The sequence below is a fragment of the Thermophilibacter sp. ZX-H3 genome (assembly GCF_052599055.1).
The window spans coordinates 77,585-94,023 of sequence record NZ_JBQXES010000011.1; the positions used below are offsets into that span (position 1 = coordinate 77,585).

The 16,439-nt window shown below is 72.1% G+C and carries 12 protein-coding genes; all 12 read right to left on the reverse strand.

Features of this window, described 5'->3' with window-relative positions:
* Positions 1–189: 189 nt before the first annotated feature.
* The 12 genes from ACULPM_RS06245 to ACULPM_RS06300 all read right to left on the reverse strand — a co-directional run bounded on the left by ACULPM_RS06245 (position 190) and on the right by ACULPM_RS06300 (position 16,029).
* Positions 190–1,266 carry an alpha/beta hydrolase gene (locus ACULPM_RS06245; protein ID WP_445332000.1) on the reverse strand — a complete coding sequence of 359 codons (1,077 nt, stop codon included), beginning with the start codon at positions 1,264–1,266 and terminating at the stop codon, positions 190–192.
* Complete coding sequence (locus tag ACULPM_RS06250; protein ID WP_445332325.1) at positions 1,266–4,826, reverse strand: UvrD-helicase domain-containing protein; 3,561 nt, start codon at positions 4,824–4,826, stop codon at positions 1,266–1,268. The genes ACULPM_RS06245 and ACULPM_RS06250 overlap by 1 nt, the downstream gene beginning before the upstream one ends.
* Positions 4,823–8,086, reverse strand: coding sequence for a PD-(D/E)XK nuclease family protein (locus ACULPM_RS06255; RefSeq protein ID WP_445332002.1), 3,264 nt, complete (start codon positions 8,084–8,086; stop codon positions 4,823–4,825). Before ACULPM_RS06255 ends, ACULPM_RS06250 begins: the two co-directional genes overlap by 4 nt.
* Before the next feature lie 67 nt (positions 8,087–8,153).
* A complete protein-coding gene (locus tag ACULPM_RS06260; RefSeq protein WP_167930276.1) occupies positions 8,154–8,459 on the reverse strand; it encodes a YerC/YecD family TrpR-related protein in 306 nt (101 codons plus the stop codon).
* A gap of 286 nt (positions 8,460–8,745) precedes the next feature.
* On the reverse strand, positions 8,746–9,309 hold the full coding sequence (gene efp / locus ACULPM_RS06265) for an elongation factor P (RefSeq protein WP_167930277.1): 564 nt from the start codon (positions 9,307–9,309) through the stop codon (positions 8,746–8,748).
* Positions 9,310–9,508: 199 nt separating this feature from the next.
* The gene (locus ACULPM_RS06270; RefSeq protein WP_167930278.1) at positions 9,509–9,895 is read right to left on the reverse strand and encodes a DUF956 family protein; all 387 of its coding nucleotides are present in this window, start codon (positions 9,893–9,895) and stop codon (positions 9,509–9,511) included.
* 106 nt (positions 9,896–10,001) lie between these two features.
* Complete coding sequence (locus tag ACULPM_RS06275; protein WP_445332003.1) at positions 10,002–10,940, reverse strand: PTS system mannose/fructose/sorbose family transporter subunit IID; 939 nt, start codon at positions 10,938–10,940, stop codon at positions 10,002–10,004.
* A gap of 18 nt (positions 10,941–10,958) precedes the next feature.
* Entirely contained in the window at positions 10,959–11,771 is an 813-nt protein-coding gene (locus ACULPM_RS06280; protein ID WP_167930280.1) for a PTS mannose/fructose/sorbose transporter subunit IIC, read from the reverse strand.
* Positions 11,772–11,784: 13 nt separating this feature from the next.
* On the reverse strand, positions 11,785–12,780 hold the full coding sequence (locus ACULPM_RS06285; protein ID WP_167930281.1) for a PTS sugar transporter subunit IIB: 996 nt from the start codon (positions 12,778–12,780) through the stop codon (positions 11,785–11,787).
* 303 nt (positions 12,781–13,083) lie between these two features.
* Entirely contained in the window at positions 13,084–14,205 is a 1,122-nt protein-coding gene (locus ACULPM_RS06290; protein ID WP_445332004.1) for a M24 family metallopeptidase, read from the reverse strand.
* Positions 14,206–14,290: 85 nt separating this feature from the next.
* Complete coding sequence (locus tag ACULPM_RS06295; RefSeq protein WP_445332005.1) at positions 14,291–15,487, reverse strand: 3-dehydroquinate synthase; 1,197 nt, start codon at positions 15,485–15,487, stop codon at positions 14,291–14,293.
* Entirely contained in the window at positions 15,484–16,029 is a 546-nt protein-coding gene (locus ACULPM_RS06300) for a shikimate kinase (protein ID WP_445332008.1), read from the reverse strand. Before ACULPM_RS06300 ends, ACULPM_RS06295 begins: the two co-directional genes overlap by 4 nt.
* Between the last annotated feature and the right edge of the window lie 410 nt (positions 16,030–16,439).

Here is a 16,439-nt window from a genome sequence, read left to right on the forward strand (position 1 = left end):
GGCCGTGCGGGGCAGAGGCGACATCCCAGACCGGCGGGACGTCGCGAATCCCCCGCATCCCGGCTGTGCGGGGGTTTGACGACGCTTCGCGCGGGGAAAACGTCGCCTCGGCCCCGCTTGGCAGGCGTGCGGGGCCGAGGCGACGCTCTCAGCGGCAGGGCTGCGGCGCCCGGCGTCGCGCCGCCCGGCTCATGCCGAGAAGAACGCGCGCAGGCAGTTGTGCAGGTGCGTGCCCCAGCTCGGATAGGAGTGCTCGCCGCCCGGCAGGCGCACCCAGGCGAGGTTCTCCCCGTCCACGAGACGGTCGGGCAGCGACTCGAGCGCGGCGCGGAGGAACTGCTCGTGGTCCGCGAGCGCGAAGTCGAGGCTCCCGTTGCCGTTGTACCAGAACCCCACGGGATAGCCCGCGAAGTCCCCCTCGAGCGCTGAGCGGAACTCGTCGACGTCCGCCCAGGCCCCCGAGAGCGAGCCCACCCGGGAGAACCAGTCGAGGCAGTGCATCATGACGCTGTTGACGCTCGTCATGGAGCCGCGGGAGAGCCCCGCGAAGGCCCGGTGGTCGCGAGAGGCCGCGAGGGCGTCCGCGGACACGTCTCCCTCGGCATGGGTGGCATAGGAGCGCTCGACGAGCGGGACGATGTCGTCCCTGAGCTCGCGCCAGAAGTGCAGCGGCCAGAGGTCGGCGTAGGGGTCGTCCCCTCCCATGCTGCGGTCGACCTCGAAGCCCTCCGGAACCGAGTAGTACGACGGCGCCACCACGACCGTGGGCGAGATCGCGCCCTGGTCGTGCAGGGCGTCGAGGATGGCGCGCGTGCTCCGCCCGAAGTTGCCCTCCTCGTCGGAGAGCCAGTAGCGCTCGTCGCCCGCCGTGCCGTGCAGGAGGTAGAGCACCTCGTGCGGCGCCGAGGCGTCGTAGCCGTGCGGCAGGTAGACGAGCAGCCGCTTCTCCACGACGAGGTCGTCTCTGCCCTCGGCCTCCTCGACGGCGTAGGCGTGGCAGGAGTACGCGAGCTCCTCGACCGTCCCCGGCGTGGGCGAGGCCGCCGAGAAGAGCTCGTCGGCGGTGCCGAGCGTCGTGAGGAAGCCCCGGCCGTAGAACGCGGCCGCCTCGCGGGCGCCGCGGCCGAGCACCTCGTCGGGCGTGGGCGCGGTCGCCTCGGGGGCGTCGGCGGGGGCATCCGCCTCCCGGGAGCACCCGGCGAGCGACGCCGCCCCCAGCGCGGCGGCGAGCACGAGCGCCCTTCTCGTCATGGTCGTCAGCGGCATCACGCCTCACCTCCGTCGAGGGGCGTGGCCCCTCCCCCGCCGCCGAACTCGTAGCGAGCCACGAGGGGCTCGCCGGGGGCTGCCGGGTCGTCGCGCTCCACGCAGACGAAGACGCACGTCACCCGCTCGAAGCCCTCGCGGAGCAGGACCCCCGCGTAGAACTCCGCCTGCATGGCATGACGCTCGCGAACCTCGTCGGGCGAGAGGCCGGCGTCGCCGGTCTTGTAGTCGACGACGAGCGCGCGACTCCCCGCGGCGTCCGTGCAGAGAAGGTCGATGGCCCCCTCGAGGTGCTCGCCGTAGTCGGACTCCACCCGCTGGAAGAACGGGACCTCGGCGCGCGCGAGCGGCCACGAGAGCGCCTCGGCGCGAATCTTCGACCCCTCCCAGCGCGCGAGCGCCGCGCGCAGGCGCGCCGCGGCGCGCGGGGACAGGTTCCAGCGGCGGACCTGCGCGGTGACGCGGGCCTCGTCGGCGGCGCGCCCGGACTCGACCATGGCCTGGGCGAGCTCGTGGAAGGCGGAGCCCAGGTTGGTCGCCCGGTCGGCGTCCTCGGTCGAGGGGGCGCCCGCGGCCTCGGCCTCGCGCTCCTCGCGCGTGGGGAGGGCCCGGGGGGCGGCGTCGGCGTCGAGCAGGGCGTGCACGCTCGAGTAGCTGAAGACGCCCTCGCGGGCGCGCCAGGTCACGGGAGCGCCGGGGCGCGCGGCGGCGTCCTGCTCGTAGAGGTCGAAGGCGCCCGCGCCCCCGGGCGCCGGGCCCGCCGCGGCGTCGGTCCCCAGGCGGGCGAGCGCGGAGGGATCGGCCGGCAGCTCCCCGTCGAAGCCGGGGAGCGTCCCGGCCGAGTCCGCGACGACGGGCGCGCCCGCGCCGCTCCCCTGGCGCTCGACCGTGACGCAGCGCAGGCGCGCCGGCGCGGAGCCGCCGTAGTCGACCTCCCGGACGCCCGGCTCGGGGTCCCAGTCGCCGCCCGAGAGGGCGCGGAGCGCGGAGGCGGCGAGCGCCGAGGAGACGCCCCCCTTGCCCGACGCCGCGGAGACGCCCACCACGAGCGCCTCGCGGGCGCGGGTGAGGGCCACGTAGAGGAGCCGCGCGCGCTCCTGCGCCTCGGCGGCGTCGTCCGCCGCGCGCAGGGCGAGGTAGCGGGCGGCGAGCGGCAGGCTCCGCGAGCGGTCCGCGCTCTCCTCGAGCTCCTCGGGGTCGACGTCCGCGAGCTTGGGCGCCTCGGCCGGGCGGAGCACGAAGACGCGCCCGCCCCCGGCCGCGGGCCCCGAGGCGACCTGCGCGTCCCCGCGCGGGTTGCCCCAGCACTCCGCCACGGCGCACACCCCGAACTCGAGGCCCTTCGAGGCGTGCACCGTCATGACGCGCACGGTGCCCTCGCCTGCGTCCCCCTCGCCGCCCGCGAGCGAGGCGGGCGGGACCTTGGACGCCGCGAGCCAGAGGTCGAACTCCGTCGCGGCGCGCGCCGCGCCGAGGACAAGGTCGAAGGTGAGGTTGCGCACGTAGCGCACCGCGGCCAGGACGTTGGCCGCGCGGGCGAGCCCCTCGGCCCCGCCCGCCTCGAGGCGGGCGAGCCAGCCCGAGTCGCGCACCACGTCGGCGACGACGTCGGCCACGGGCCGGCGGCGCACGTCGTCGAGCGCGCGGGCGAGGACCTCGTGGGCGCGCGCCAGGCGTCCCGAGGGCACCGCGTCGCGATAGAACTCCATGTCGGCGAGGCCCCGGTCGATCGTGCGCTTGGTGGGGGCGTCGAGCTTGACCTGGGCGCGCGTCCCCAGCTCGCAGAAGTCGTTGGCGTCGAGGCCGAACATCTCGCTCGCGAGCAGGGGGAAGAGGCCCGACTGGGTGTCCGCGGGGTTGGCGAGGGCGTGGAGCAGCGCCCGCACCACCTTGACCTCGTCGGTGGAGGTGAACGTGGAGCCGCCCGTGACCACGCACTCCATCCCCCGCGCGCGGATGGCGTCGATGTAGGCGTCCGCATGCGTGGTGACCCCGAGGAGCAGCGCCATGTCCCCGGGGCGCTCGCCCGCGTCGCGGTACCGCGCGAGGGCGTCGGCCACCTGGGCCGCCATCGCGACCGTCTGATGGCGGGTCGCCCGACCGGCCCTGCCCTGTCCCGCGCAGACCTCGATGTCGATGCGCGGCAGGTCGCGGGCGCGATAGCGGTCCTCGCGCGCGGGGTTCGCGTCGAGGTGCATGAAGTCGGGCATGGCGCCCTGGCCCGCCGCGCCCCCGGTGCACACGCGCTCCACGAGCGCGAGCACGTCCGCGTGGCTGCGGTAGTTGGTGTCGAGCCTGACCACGTTCCTCTCGTCCACCTGGGCCCCGCGCCCGCGGAAGACGCCCACGTCCGCGCCGCGGAAGCGGTAGATCGACTGCTGGGCGTCGCCCACCGTGCAGAGGTGGCGGGCGTCGCTGCCCGAGAGGAGGCCGATGAGCTCGAGCTGCATCTCGTCGGTGTCCTGGAACTCGTCGACCATCACGAGCCTGAAGCGCCCCGCGTACGCGCGGCGCACCTCCTCGTGGTCGCGCACGGCGAGAAGGGCGAGGCGCACGAGGTCGTCGTTGTCCAGGCAGGCCTGGTCGAGCTTGAGCTCGTCATAGCGGGCGCGGACCCTGCGGGCGAGCTCGAGCAGTCCGCCTGCGAGCGGGGCCACCCGCGCGAACTCGACCTCGGCCCGGGCGAGGGCGAGCGCGGACTTTGCCGCGGCGACCTCGGCCTTGATCGCGCCGCGCGCCTGCGGCAGGGAGACCTCGGAGAGCGCGGCGGATACGGCCTCCGGGGTGAGCTCCGCGGGGGACGCCCCCTCCAGGCGGCGCAGCGCCTCGAGGGAGGGCCCCACCTTCGCGGCTGCCGCGGCGGTGAGCCGGAGGGCGCCGAGCTCCTCGACGCGCATGGCCAGCTCGCGGACCGCGTCGGCGACCGCGCCGGGGTCGCAGGGCGCCGGCGCGAGGTCGTCGAGCCCGCCCGGGAGCGACCCGCCCTCCCGCACGAGGCGCTCGACGAGGCCCATCGCCCCGGTGTAGCCGCTCTGGGGCGCGTAGGTCCCGAGCTCGAACTCGGCGAAGACGGGCGCGAGGGCGGCCTCGGAGCGCGCGGCGCGCATGACGTCGTCCATGGCGCGGTCGAAGAGCGCCGCCTGGCGGGAGTCCGCGATGACCGAGAAGGACGGGTCGAGCCCGAGGTCGAGCGCATGGCGGGAGAGGATCCGCCGGCACATGCCGTGGATCGTGGATATCCAGGCCTCGTCCACCGCGAGCGCCGCCTCCCCCATGCCCGCGCGGCGCAGCGTGGAGCGCACGCGCTCCTTGATCTCGCGCGCGGCGGCCTCGGTGAAGGTGATCACGAGCACCTGGTCGAGCCCGTCGAGGAAGGGGGCTCCCCCCGCGCCCGAGCCCGGCGAGAGCGCCCAGGCCACGCGCTGCGTGAGGGTGAAGGTCTTGCCCGAGCCCGCGCCCGCCTCGACGAAGAGCGGCTCGTCCAGGGTCTCGGCGATCTTGCGCTGGCGCTCGTTCAGGCAGGAGAGGTCGATCGTCGGCGTCAGGTCCTTCTCGCTCACTTCCCGAGCCTCCTCTCGCAGTTGAGCACCGGGCAGAAGAGGCACGCGTCCGCATCGACCGGCGCGGCCTCGATGTCCCCGGCGAGCATGCGGGAGATCGCGGCCGCGACGGCCTCCTCGCAGGAGTCGAGCAGGGCCTCCATGCCGCCCTCCCCCGCCCGGCCGAATCCCTCCGCCCGCGGGACGCAGACCCGCTCGAGGCGCGAGGCCGACGGCGCACGGCCCCCGAAGACGTTGTCCGCGATGTTCTCGTCCACGGCGCCGGCGAGCGCGTGGCCACCCTTGGTGCAGAGATAGACCGCGGCGCGCACGGTGAGGCCGGGGAAGGCCCGGCGCACCACCTGGCCGTAGATGAGCGACTGCACGCGCCGGGGGAGCGCGGGCGCGCCGGGCGCGGGGCCGCCCTTGGGGAAGACGTCGTACTCCCGCGCGAAGCCCACGTCGGACTTGTGCTTGTAGTCGATCACCACCGCCTGGCCATGGGCGTCCACGTCCACGCGGTCGATCGTGCCGGTGAGGCGCACCCCGGCGTACTCCACCTCCGCGCCGCCGCGGCCGAACCCCCACTCGAAGAGGCGCGGCTCGAAGCCCTCGAGGAGGCCCGCCTCGTAGTCGAGCAGCGTCGCGAGGTCGCGCCTGAGGCCTCGCAGCTGCCCGGCCTGCTGCGCGCTGTGGGCGACGAGCGCCTGCGGCAGCGGGCGGGGCCGCTTGCGCCCCATGAGCTGGTACTGGTGGGAGAGGTGCGCGTCGAACTCCTCCTCGAGGACGGCGCGGGCGCGCTCGAGCTCCTCGGGCGAGCGCGGGGCCGACCCGGGGACGCGCTCGGCGGGCGCCCCCTGCGCGAGGGAGACGAGCTCCTCGACGCGCGCGCGGTACTCGTCCGACTGCGTCGCGTCCGGGGACGCCGCGCGCAGGTCCTCGAGCACGTGCGCGCCCATCTGGCGCTCGAGCGCCCGGGCGAGCAGGTCGCGGTGGGTGACCTCGAGGACGCGGTGCGCGAAGGTGCCCATCTCGGCCCCGGTGAAGCCGGCGTCGGCGTCGCGCAGGCGGAGGCGCCGCAGGCTGAACCACTTGTAGGGGCACTCGAGGTAGGTCTCTATCTGGGAGGCGGAGAGGAGCGGGCGGGCCTCCTCGGCGGGGATGCCCTCGGGCGGGGGCGAGACGAGCGGGCGGCGCGCGTCGTCGATGCGGCCCGCGGGGGCGGGCGTCTCGGAGCCGACGCGGGCGGGGGCGCGGCCGGTCGTCGCGGCGTTCTCCCCCACGGGCGTCTCAGACCCCGAGGCCACAGACGACGCGCCCAGGGCGGCGCGCAGGTCCTCCGCGCCCGCGTCCGCCGCCAGGCCGTAGCACGCGAGGAGCTCGGTCAGCATGACGGACGGGTACGCGGGGCGCCCGTCGGCGCCGAAGAGCGGCCGCTCGAGCACCACGCGGCGGCGCGCGGCGCGCAGGGTCGCGAGGAAGGCGTCGCGGGCGGCGCGCAGGGCGTCCGAGCGCCGCTCGACGCGATAGGCCTCGAGCAGTGCCGAGGCGACGTCGTCGGCGACGGGTATCGCGGACTCCGTGGAGGTCTGGCCGAGAAGGACCAGCGCGTCGACGGAGCCGGGCGCGAGCGACGCCGCGGCGGACGGGGACATGACCCGAGCCACGCAGGACGCGCCCGGGACCGCCCGCTCGAGGCGCATCGTGGCGGGCTGGGCCTCGAGCGCGGCCTCGGCGACGGAGACGAGCTCCGCGAGGGGGACGGCGCCCGGCTCCGCGGGGTCGGCGGTGAGCCCGAGCTCCTTCAGGCACTTGGCGGCGCCCAGGACGGCCGAGAGCACGGACGACGCCTCGGGGGCCAGAGGCGAGGCGTCGTCCGCCCCCTGCACGTACGACGAGAGGAGCTTGGACGCCGCGGAGCCGAGCCTGCCGCGCGTGAGCTCGCGCGTGGCGGCGGCGACCTGCGGCGAGACGTCCCGCTCGGACGAGAGCTGGTCGAGCAGCGCGGCGGGCGCGAGCAGGCGGTTGGAGCGCCAGGAGGCGTCGAGCGCGCGGGCGCGGGAGGCGTCGACGTGGGAGACCTCCGAGAGGAGGAAGTCCGAGAGCTCGCGCGGCGGCCACCAGGACATGTCGGCGAGCGCCACGCGCACGCCGCCCTCGACCGGCGTGGGCGCGGGCCAGGAGGCGGCGAGCTCGGACAGGCGCGCGACCGAGCGGACGAGCTCGAGGTAGGCGCGGCCGCACTCGGTCCTGGTAACGGGGACGGAGAGCTGCGCCCGCACCGAGACGCCCCGGGCGCAGAGGCGGCCCGAGAGGTCGCGCCACGCGGCGGCGGGGTCGGGCGCCACGACGGCCACCTCGGACGCGCCCTCCCGCGCGAGGCGCCCGACCTCGCGGGCCACGAGCTCGGCGCGCGCCGACGGGCCGGCGGGCAGCAGCACGCGCACGGCGCCCCCCGGCCGGCACGGGCCCGCGTCGGCCCGGAAGAGCGAGGCGAGAAGGGCGTCGAGCTCCCCCTCGCGCGCGACCGGCCCGGCCATGGCCGTCGCGCGGGACTCGGAGACGTCGGCGCCGCGCTCCCCCGCGAGGCGGGCGAGCTCGGCCGCGAGCGCCTCGCGCCCGGCGAGCGCCGGGCTGGCGGCCTCCAGGGACACGAGCGTCACCGCCCCTCGCGCCGCGAGCCCGGCGACAAGCTCGCGCGCGGCGCGGGGCATCTCGGAGAACCCGGCGACGACCACCGGGGGCACCGCCGCCCCCGCGTCATGGAGCAGGTCGGCGAGGCCCGCCATGACCTCGCACTCCTCGACGAGGCCCGCGGCGGCGAGCTCCGCCCGGTAGGCTCCGAGCAGGCCCACGAGCGCGCGCTCCGCCGCGCTCGCCCCCTCGGCGGCATCGGCGTCGAGCATCCAGGGAAGGCCGCGCCGAGCGAGGCGTGCGAGGAGCGCGGAGGTGCCCGGGGACGGACGCGGGGAGCCGCCCGGCAGATCGGCCGCGCGAGCGAGGACGCGCGAGCAGAGGACCTCGCGCGAGACGGCGTCGACGACGCGGCGACCGTCCCCCCAGACCTCCCAGCGCTCCTGGGCCCAGGCGGAGGGGGTGGTGACGGTGACGCCGAGAGCGAGCCCGCGCCCCGCGAGCGAGCGCTGCGCGTCGAGCGCCTGGGCGAAGCTCGGGACGAGCAGCGCCGCGCGCCCGCGCTCCGCGAGCGCCCCTCTCAGCGCCCTCTCGACGGCGGCGCCGACGAGGGCCTCCTCGGTTGTTCTCACGACATGCAGCGACATGCGATCCTCACGACGCGACGGTTCTTCTCGCCTGAAATCGTACCGCAGGGCGTGGACGGAAAAGCGGTCACGCACCGTCGCCGATGCGGGCGAGGACCATCCGGTAGCCGCCCGCGGGGCCGTTGAGGCACTTGGAGACGCGCGAGACCGTCGTCGACGAGGCGCCGGTCGCATGCGAGACGTCGACATAGGAGGCGCCGGCCGAGAGCATCGACGCGACCTCGAGCCGCTGGGAGAGGTCGTCTATCTCGCGCGCGGTGCAGAGGTCCGCGAGAAACGCGCGCGCCTCCTCGGGCGTCGAAAGCGAGCAGAGCGCGGAGAGGAGCCGCGCTACCTCGTTCTTCTCGACGTTCCCTGCGCCCCGCTCGGCCATCCCGCTCCCCTCTCGTCCGCGTCCGGGAATACTTTAGCGTAATAAAGCAATCTGGCAAGTGGAATCTCGGGGTCGCCCCCTCTCGCGTTTGCTCGTGCAAACGTCACGGGCTCAGAGGGGCCCGAAGCGAGAAGAACCTGCATTTTTGCAGATCAGAGCCTATGTTTGCTTTTCGGGCGGCCTCCATCTCACCCGAGTTTGCTCGTGCAAACGCGGGAGGACGGCGCATGAAAAAACGGCCGGCGCCCTGAGGCGTCGGCCGTCGCGGTCACGCTGCGACAGACGGCTACACGCGGCTCACGAACTTGCCGGTGCGGGTGTCCACCTTGATGCGCTCGCCCTGGTTGAGGTACATCGGGACCTGGATCACGGCGCCGGTCTCGATGGTGGCGGGCTTGGTGCCGCCCTGGACGGTGTCGCCCTTGAAGCCGGGGTCGGTCTCGGTGATCTCGGCCTCGATGAACATCGGGGGCTCAACGCCGAGAAGCTCGGTGTCGGCGTAGAGGAGCTGGGCGTTGTCGTTCTCCTTGAACCACTTGGCGTTGTCGCCGATGAAGTCGGTGGGCAGCTCGACCTGCTCGTAGGTCTCGTTGTCCATGAAGTAGTAGGTGTCGCCGTCGTTGTAGAGGTACTGCATCTCCTTGGTGATGAGCTGCACGTTCTCGAACTTGGTGCCGGCGTTGCAGGTCTGGTCGATCACGCGGCCGCTCTTGAGGTCGCGGATCTTGTAGCGGACGAAGGCGCCGCCCTTGCCGGGCTTGACGTGCTGGAACTCGACGATCGTGTAGTACTTGTCGTTGATCTTGAGGCCCATGCCGTTCTTGAAGTCTGCGGTGCTGATGGTTGCCACGTGTGCTCTTTTCCCTCTATGCCCCTGCGGGGCGCGTACATACGGCACTGTATTCTATCACGCGCGCGGCGCGGCCATCAAAATGCCACCGGCGTCAGGCGTGCGCCACTGTGCCACTTCTGCCACTGGCGTCAGGTTTGTTTGGCACGCACATGGGGCGTGCCAAACAAACCTGACGCCAGTGGCACAGTGGCGCACCTCAGCCGCGGCGGGTGATGCGACGCCAGAGGCCGCGCACGCCCGCCGAGACGACGTCGAAGAAGTTGAGCGAGCGCACGACCTTCTCGTTGCCCACGTGGTCGCGGATGGCGCGCAGCGTGGCGTGGTTGTTGCGCGTGGAGAACGCGTAGTGGCCGTTCTGCTTGGTGAAGATCGCGAAGCGCGGGATGAGCCTGCCGCCGAACATCACCGAGGCGGCCACGTGGTCGATCTGGTCCCAGGGGATCTGGATGTAGTCCTCGACGTTCTTCTCGTTGTAGTACTCGAACGCGCGGTCCCCCACCATGACGTTGCCATAGGAGGAGAGACCCGAGAAGGACGACGCGGGCGTCGTGAGCTCGACCTTGGTGTTCTGAGACTGGGCCATCGTGGAAGCTCCTCTCGGTGGTACAAGAGCGGGGCCGCGCCCCGGAAGGTCATTGTGACACTTCCTGCGGGACGCGGCCCCGAGAAGTCGGGCCTGGGCCTGAGGCTTAGAGCAGGCCGATGAGGTGACCCACGATGCCGATGGCGAACATGCCGATGATGATGGCGATCGGGGAGACCTTCTTCTTGAGGAGCCAGCAGCACAGCAGCGTCACGCCCACGGCGGCGAGGCCGGGGATGAGGCTGTCGAGGTTGGCCTGGAGCGTGGTGACCTTCTCGACCTCGAGGCCGGTGGCGCCGAGCGAGCTGAAGCTGCTCAGGGCGTCGTGGATGGCCTGGGCGACGCCCGAGGCGTCGGCCGTGGCCTGGATGGCCGACCAGTCGATGTAGGCGCCCTCGGACTGCGTGACGGTGGAGACCGTCGGCGCGAAGGAGATGGACACCCAGCGCTGGACCAGGCCGCCGATGACGAACATGCCGAGGATGGAGGCGCCCTCGGTGATCTTGCCCATCAGGCCGCCGGAGAGGTCCTTGGTGATGGAGGTGCCGAGCTGGTAGCCGAACTCCTGGGTGTACCACATGAACGCCAGGCGCATGACGTTCCACACCACGAAGAAGAGAATCGGGCCGAGGATGGAGCCGCCCATCGCGAGCGAGGCGCCGAGGGCGCCGAGCAGCGGGCGGGCGGTGAACCAGAAGACGGGGTCGCCGACGCCGGCGAGCGGGCCCATCATGCCGACCTTCACGCCCTGGATGGCGGTGTCGTCGACGGGCGCGCCGTTGGCGCGGTCCTCCTCGAGGGCGAGCGTGACGCCGATGACGGGGGACGACACGTACGGGTGCGTGTTGTAGAACTCCATGTGACGCTTGAGCGCCGCGACCTGGTCATCCTTGTTGGTGTAGAGCTTCTTGATGGCCGGGATCATGGAGTAGCACCAGCCGCCGTTCTGCATGCGCTCGTAGTTCCAGGAGCCCTGGAGGAACTGGTGGCGCCACCAGACGGAGATGCGGTCCTTCTGGGACAGCTTGATCTTGTTCTCTGCCATGTGTACTCTCCTCCCTTCCTACTCGTAGTCGTCCAGGATGTCGCCGAGCGGGTCGCCCGAGCCGACGGCGCCGGCACCGGACTTGGCGACGTCCTTGAGGCCCAGGTAGATGAGGGCCAGGGAGACGCCGATGACGCCGAGGGCGATGAGGGTGAGCTGGGAGATGGCGGCGAGGCAGAAGCCGAGCGCGAAGAACGGCCAGACCTCGTTGGTCGCCATCATGTTGATGACCATGGCGTAGCCGACCGCGGCGACCATGCCGCCGCCGATCGTCATGCCCTCGTTGAGCCAGGCGGGCATCATGTTGAGGGCGCCCATGACGGCGTCAGACGGGATGAAGCAGAGGGCCGCGGCCGGGATGGCGATGCGGACGCCCTGCATGCAGATGGCGATGATCTGCCAGATCTCGATGGCGGCGAAGTTGCCCTGCGCGGCGGCGCCGTCCTGGATGTGGACGACGGGGATGGCGAGGGTACGGACGATCATCGTCAGGAACAGGCCGGCCACGGACAGCGGCACGGCGACGGCAATGGCCGTGGAGATGGCCGTGGCCTGGTCGGAGCCGCCGTTGATGGCGATGACCATGAGGATGGCGGAGGCCACCGACGCGAGGGCCGCGTCAGGGGCGACGGCGGCGCCGACGTTGGCCCAGCCGAGGGCCATCATCTGCAGGGTGCCGCCGAGGATGATACCAGCCTCGAGGTGGCCGCTCACCAGACCGATGAGCGTGCAGGCCACGAGCGGCTGGTGGAACTGCCACTGGTCAAGGACGCCTTCCATGCCGGCGAGGAAGGCAACGATGACAATCAGAATGATTGTGAATACCGACATGTTTCCCTCCTTCTTATGCCTGTGCGGCCAGCTCGGACTTGGCCTTGTTCATCATGCTGTCGAAGTTCTCGGGCGAGTCCGCCGGGACCTTGCGGACGTCGAACTTGATGCCCTTGGCAGCGAGCTTCTCGATGGTGTCGTAGTCGTTCTGGTCCATGGCGATTGCCTGGGTGACGACGACCTTGCCGACGGAGTGGGCCATCGAGCCGAGGTTGACCTCCTTGATGTCCACGCCTCCCTCGACGCACGCGAGAAGGTCCTGCGGGTTCTCGAAGAGCAGCATCGCCTTGGTGGCGCCGAAGCGCGGGTCCTTGGCGACCTCGATCATCTTCTTGATCGGGATGACGTGGGCCTTGACTCCCGGAGGCGCGGCCTGCTGGATCATCGTCTTGCGCAGCTCGTCGTGGGCGACGCCGTCGGAGACGACGATGATGCGGTCGGGGTTGGTCTGCTTGGTCCACGTGGTGGCAACCTGGCCGTGGAGCAGGCGGGTGTCGACGCGGCACATGACGAACTTGATGTGCCCGTCGCCGAGGACGGTGCCCTCGGGGATGGCTCCGGTCGGGGCGGACGCCGGGGCGGCAGCGGCCGCGGGCGCGGCCTCCGCGGGGGCGAGCTCCTCGGGCTTGATGCAGACGCCGGCCTTGGCCTCGGGATAGATGGCCTTGGCGACGTCCGCGGCGGTCTCGGCGCCCATGCGCTCGCCGTAGGCCGAGATGAGCATCGGCAGGTTCATCCCGCCGACGGCGACCCAGGTCGGGTGCTCCTCGAGGAGCAGGGAGACCTGGTTCCAGGGCGTGCCGCCCTGGAGGTCGACCAGGAACAGGACCTGATCCTGGTCGTCGAAGCCGGAGACAGCTTCGAGGATCTTCGCCCTGAGGTCATCTGGCCCCATGTCGGGCGTGAGCGTCACGGCGGCGACGTTCTCCTGAGGGCCGAAGATCATCTGGCCGGACATCTTGATGCCCTCGGCGAACGAGCCGTGACTGGCTAGAACAATGCTAACCACCGCTTACCTCCTTTTCCCAAACGCGGACTCTTACCGAACGGACAGTGCGTGCAGCATCGGGTTCCCCCCTGCACAGTTTCTCCCCCGTTGCTCCACGTACCGTCCATATTCTAGCAACTTGTGTGCATGCCGTGAAGATGTTTCGTTGACATTTCCTCGGCTAACGCGAGGGATGGCTCGTAGGCCGACGCCTATTGGGGCGCCTATTGGGGGACAGGCCCCTTTTAGGCAAGTCTTTCAAAGACTTGCCTAAAAGGGGCCTGTCCCCCAATAGGCGTCCCAAGGGCAGGTTCTTCTCGGCGGCTAGCCGACCACGACGAGGTCGTGGGTGGACTGGGTGAAGGGCTCGAAGCCGCCCTCGGTCACGAGGCCGAAGTCCTCGAGGCGGATGCCAAAGCGCCCGGGCAGGTAGATGCCCGGCTCGATGGTCACGACCGAGCCCGCGGGTACCGGGCGGTCCCAGAGGCGGTTGAAGTTGGGGCGCTCGTGGATCTGGAGGCCCACCCCGTGGCCGAGGCCGTGGCCGAAGAACTCGCCATAGCCCGCCTCGGAGATGACGTCGACGGCCACCTGGTGGACGTCGCGGCCGATCACGCCCGCGTGGACGGCGGCGGCGCAGGCCTCGTGGGCGCGACGCACGACGTCGTAGACGCGGCGCTGCTCGTCGGAGGGCTCCCCCACGCACACGGTGCGTGTCATGTCGGAATGGTAGTCGCAGGTGGCCGCGCCGTAGTCCATCACGATGAGGTCGCCGCGCTGGACGACGTAGGGGCCCGGCTGCGCGTGCGGGTTCGCGCCGTTTGCGCCCGCGGCGATGATCGTGCCGAAGGAGAGCGCGTCGGCGCCGTGGCTGAGCATGTAGTTCTCGAGCTCGACGCGAATCTCCTGCTCGGTCTGGCCGGCATGGATGAAGCCGCAGATGTGGTCGAAGGCGGCGTCGGTCACCCGCTGCGCGCGGCGCATGAGCTCGACCTCCTCGGCGTCCTTCACCATCCTGAGGTCGCAGATGTCGCCGTGCAGGCGCGGGGTGAGGCAGGCGACGGACGCGGCTGCGCAGGCGGCGTTGAACGCGTCGAAGAACGCGAGGTCGCAGGTGTCCTCCACGGCCACGACCCGGGCGCGGGCCTCGACGACGCGCGCGGCGGCCCAGGCGGCGGGGGCGACGGCCTCCTGGTCGATCTCCCACGCGCACCCCTCCCCGAGCCGCTCGCGGAACGTGTTGTAGTAGCGGGAGTCCGTGTGGAGCCAGAGGCGTCCCGCGGTGACGACAGCCGTGTGGGCCACCTCGTCGTCGAAGGTGCGCTCGGCCCCGGTGAGCCAGCGCAGGTCGGGGTTGTTGCGCAGGATGACCGCGTCGTAGCCGCGCTCCACCATGAGGGAGCGGAGGCGCTCCACGCGTGCGGCGCATGCCGTGCTGTCTGCCATGTTCTTCTCCTTACGTGTTTGTCGTTCGTGCCGCGCGGGGCGCGGCGGGAGGTGCCGAGTGGGGCGCGGGCGCGCCCCGGGGCCGTCAGACGGGACGCGAGGCGCACCAGGCGGCCACGTGCTCGGCGAGAAGGTCGTCGGACACCATGGAGAGGCGCACCCGACCGAGCGAGCGTGGCAGCGCGAGCATGAAGCGGTTGGTGCGGCGGTAGCGCTCCTCGCGCATGGCGGCGAGAAGGGCGTCCGGGTCCACGGGCGCCTCGACGGTGCCGAGCCCGAGGCGCTCGAGCAGCTCGTCCTGCGTGAACATGTCGTCGATCGAGAGCTGGTCCTGCGCGGCGGAGAGGCGCGCGGCGAAGCGCATCCCGTCCGCGATCAGGGTCGAGCCGGGGACCTCGGGGCCGAGGAGGGCGCGCAGCGGGCGGGCGAGGTCCATCGCGTACGCGATGGACTGGCGGGTGGAGACCGCCGTGGACGAGACGACCCTGCCCCGGCTCTTGACCGAGTCGAGGAGCTGCGTGAGCGTTGCGGCCACATCCCCTGCGACGAGGTCGTCCGTGGCGTCCCACAGCCGCTCGAAGGCCTTGTTCGAGTCGCACGTCGCCGTCTGCGCCATGAGGGCGAAGGAGAGGCGGGCGGGCTCGCCGGCGGGGTCGAGGTCGAAGAGGTCGATGTCGACGATGGAGAAGCGCGCCGAGCCGTCCTGGGTCACCATGCGCGGGAGGCCGGGCAGGTCGAGCGCGCGGGGCGTCGCCCCGGCGACGATGGCGCTCGCGGCGTCGAGCGGGACCTCGGCGAGCGACGTGCCCCCGCACCACGACGAGCACGCGAAGGACGCCACGGAGAGCGCCTCGTAGCCGCCCACGGCGACGACGAGGTCGTCGGAGGTGATGCGCTCCTCGGCGAGAAGGGCGTCGAGCGCCTGCACGCGCGCGAGGTCGCACGCTCCGGCGGGCATCTCGAGCCGTCGCACCGAGAAGCCCTCGTCGGAGAGGTCGCGGTGGAGCCCCTCGAGGAGGGCCGCCGGCGCGCCCGGCTCGCTGACGAGCGCGCAGGAGTGGGGCTTCCCGACGACCGAGCGCAGGTCGTGCGCGACGCTCGATGAGATGCCGAGGCCCCCTCGCACGTCCATCGAGCCCCCGCGCAGCGTCACCCACTGGCGCTGACGGCGAATCTCGGGCGCCGCCGCCGCGGCCTCGGGCGCGGCTGCGGCCTCGGCCTCGGGCGTCTCCGCCGCTGCGGCCTCGAGCGTCTCCGCCGCTGCGGCCTCGTTCTCGCTCATAAGAGCCCCCTCTCCCAGAGCAGCTGCGCCGCGGCATGGGCGACCTGCTCGAAGGTCCTGTTCCTGATGTCGATGGTGACGTCCGCCGCGGCCTCGTAGAGCGGCCGGCGGTGGCGGTACACCAGCTCGGCATGCTCGGCCGAGCCGAGGTCCGGACGACGCTCGGGGCAGCGAATCTGCCTGAGCGAGTCGGCGAGGTCGCCGTCAAGGTACACGACGACCCCCATCTCGTGCATGAGCGAGCAGTTCTCCTGCCGCTCGACAATGCCTCCGCCGCAGCTCACGAGCAGCGACTTCCTGCCCGCGAGCCGCCGCAGCTCGGTGGTCTCCGCGTCGCGGAACGCCTCCTCGCCGTCCTGCTCGAAGATTTCCGCGACCGACCTGCCGAGCCTGCGCTCGACGAGACGGTCGGTGTCGACGTACGGGCGGTGGAAGAGCGCGCCGAGGTTGCGGGCGAGGGTCGACTTGCCCGCGCCGAGAAACCCGACGAAGAAGATGTGGTCACAACCCTCGTGAACGACGTATCCCCCACCCTGTGCCAGCACCGAACCTCCCTTGCATAACGTGCCGCCCTCGATTCTAGCAGGAGCCGCGAGACGCCCGCCAGGTTTCCTGACGAGCACGCGCACTCAGATGCGGAACTGAGTACGGTGCGGCACGCAAATCCGGAACTGAGTGCCGGACGGCGCGGGAAGCGATGCTCAGATGCGGAACTGAGTGCCCTCCGGCTCCGGGTCGGCGCTCAAATGCGGAACTGAGTGCGGGCCGGCGTCGTGGTTGGCACGCAGAGCGGGAACCGGGTACGGGCAAGTGCGCAAATCCGGAATGTGGCCCCTAACGAGAAGCATAGCCCCTGAGTTTCTGTCCGGTCGCCGGCGTACGCTCGCAGCGAGGGGCACGACGGCGTAGGGAGGTCGCGATGGCGAGCATGACGGGCAGGGACGTGGCGGCG

Excerpts from the sequence above, each read along its gene's own strand:
- ACULPM_RS06295 (WP_445332005.1), bottom strand. The coding sequence starts at position 15,487 with ATGAGCGAGAACGAGGCCGCAGCGGCGGAGACGCTCGAGGCCGCAGCG.
- ACULPM_RS06260 (WP_167930276.1), bottom strand. The coding sequence starts at position 8,459 with ATGGCCGAGCGGGGCGCAGGGAACGTCGAGAAGAACGAGGTAGCGCGG.
- ACULPM_RS06275 (WP_445332003.1), bottom strand. The coding sequence starts at position 10,940 with ATGGCAGAGAACAAGATCAAGCTGTCCCAGAAGGACCGCATCTCCGTC.
- ACULPM_RS06270 (WP_167930278.1), bottom strand. The coding sequence starts at position 9,895 with ATGGCCCAGTCTCAGAACACCAAGGTCGAGCTCACGACGCCCGCGTCG.
- ACULPM_RS06255 (WP_445332002.1), bottom strand. The coding sequence starts at position 8,086 with ATGTCGCTGCATGTCGTGAGAACAACCGAGGAGGCCCTCGTCGGCGCC.
- ACULPM_RS06245 (WP_445332000.1), bottom strand. The coding sequence starts at position 1,266 with ATGCCGCTGACGACCATGACGAGAAGGGCGCTCGTGCTCGCCGCCGCG.
- ACULPM_RS06280 (WP_167930280.1), bottom strand. The coding sequence starts at position 11,771 with ATGTCGGTATTCACAATCATTCTGATTGTCATCGTTGCCTTCCTCGCC.
- ACULPM_RS06290 (WP_445332004.1), bottom strand. The coding sequence starts at position 14,205 with ATGGCAGACAGCACGGCATGCGCCGCACGCGTGGAGCGCCTCCGCTCC.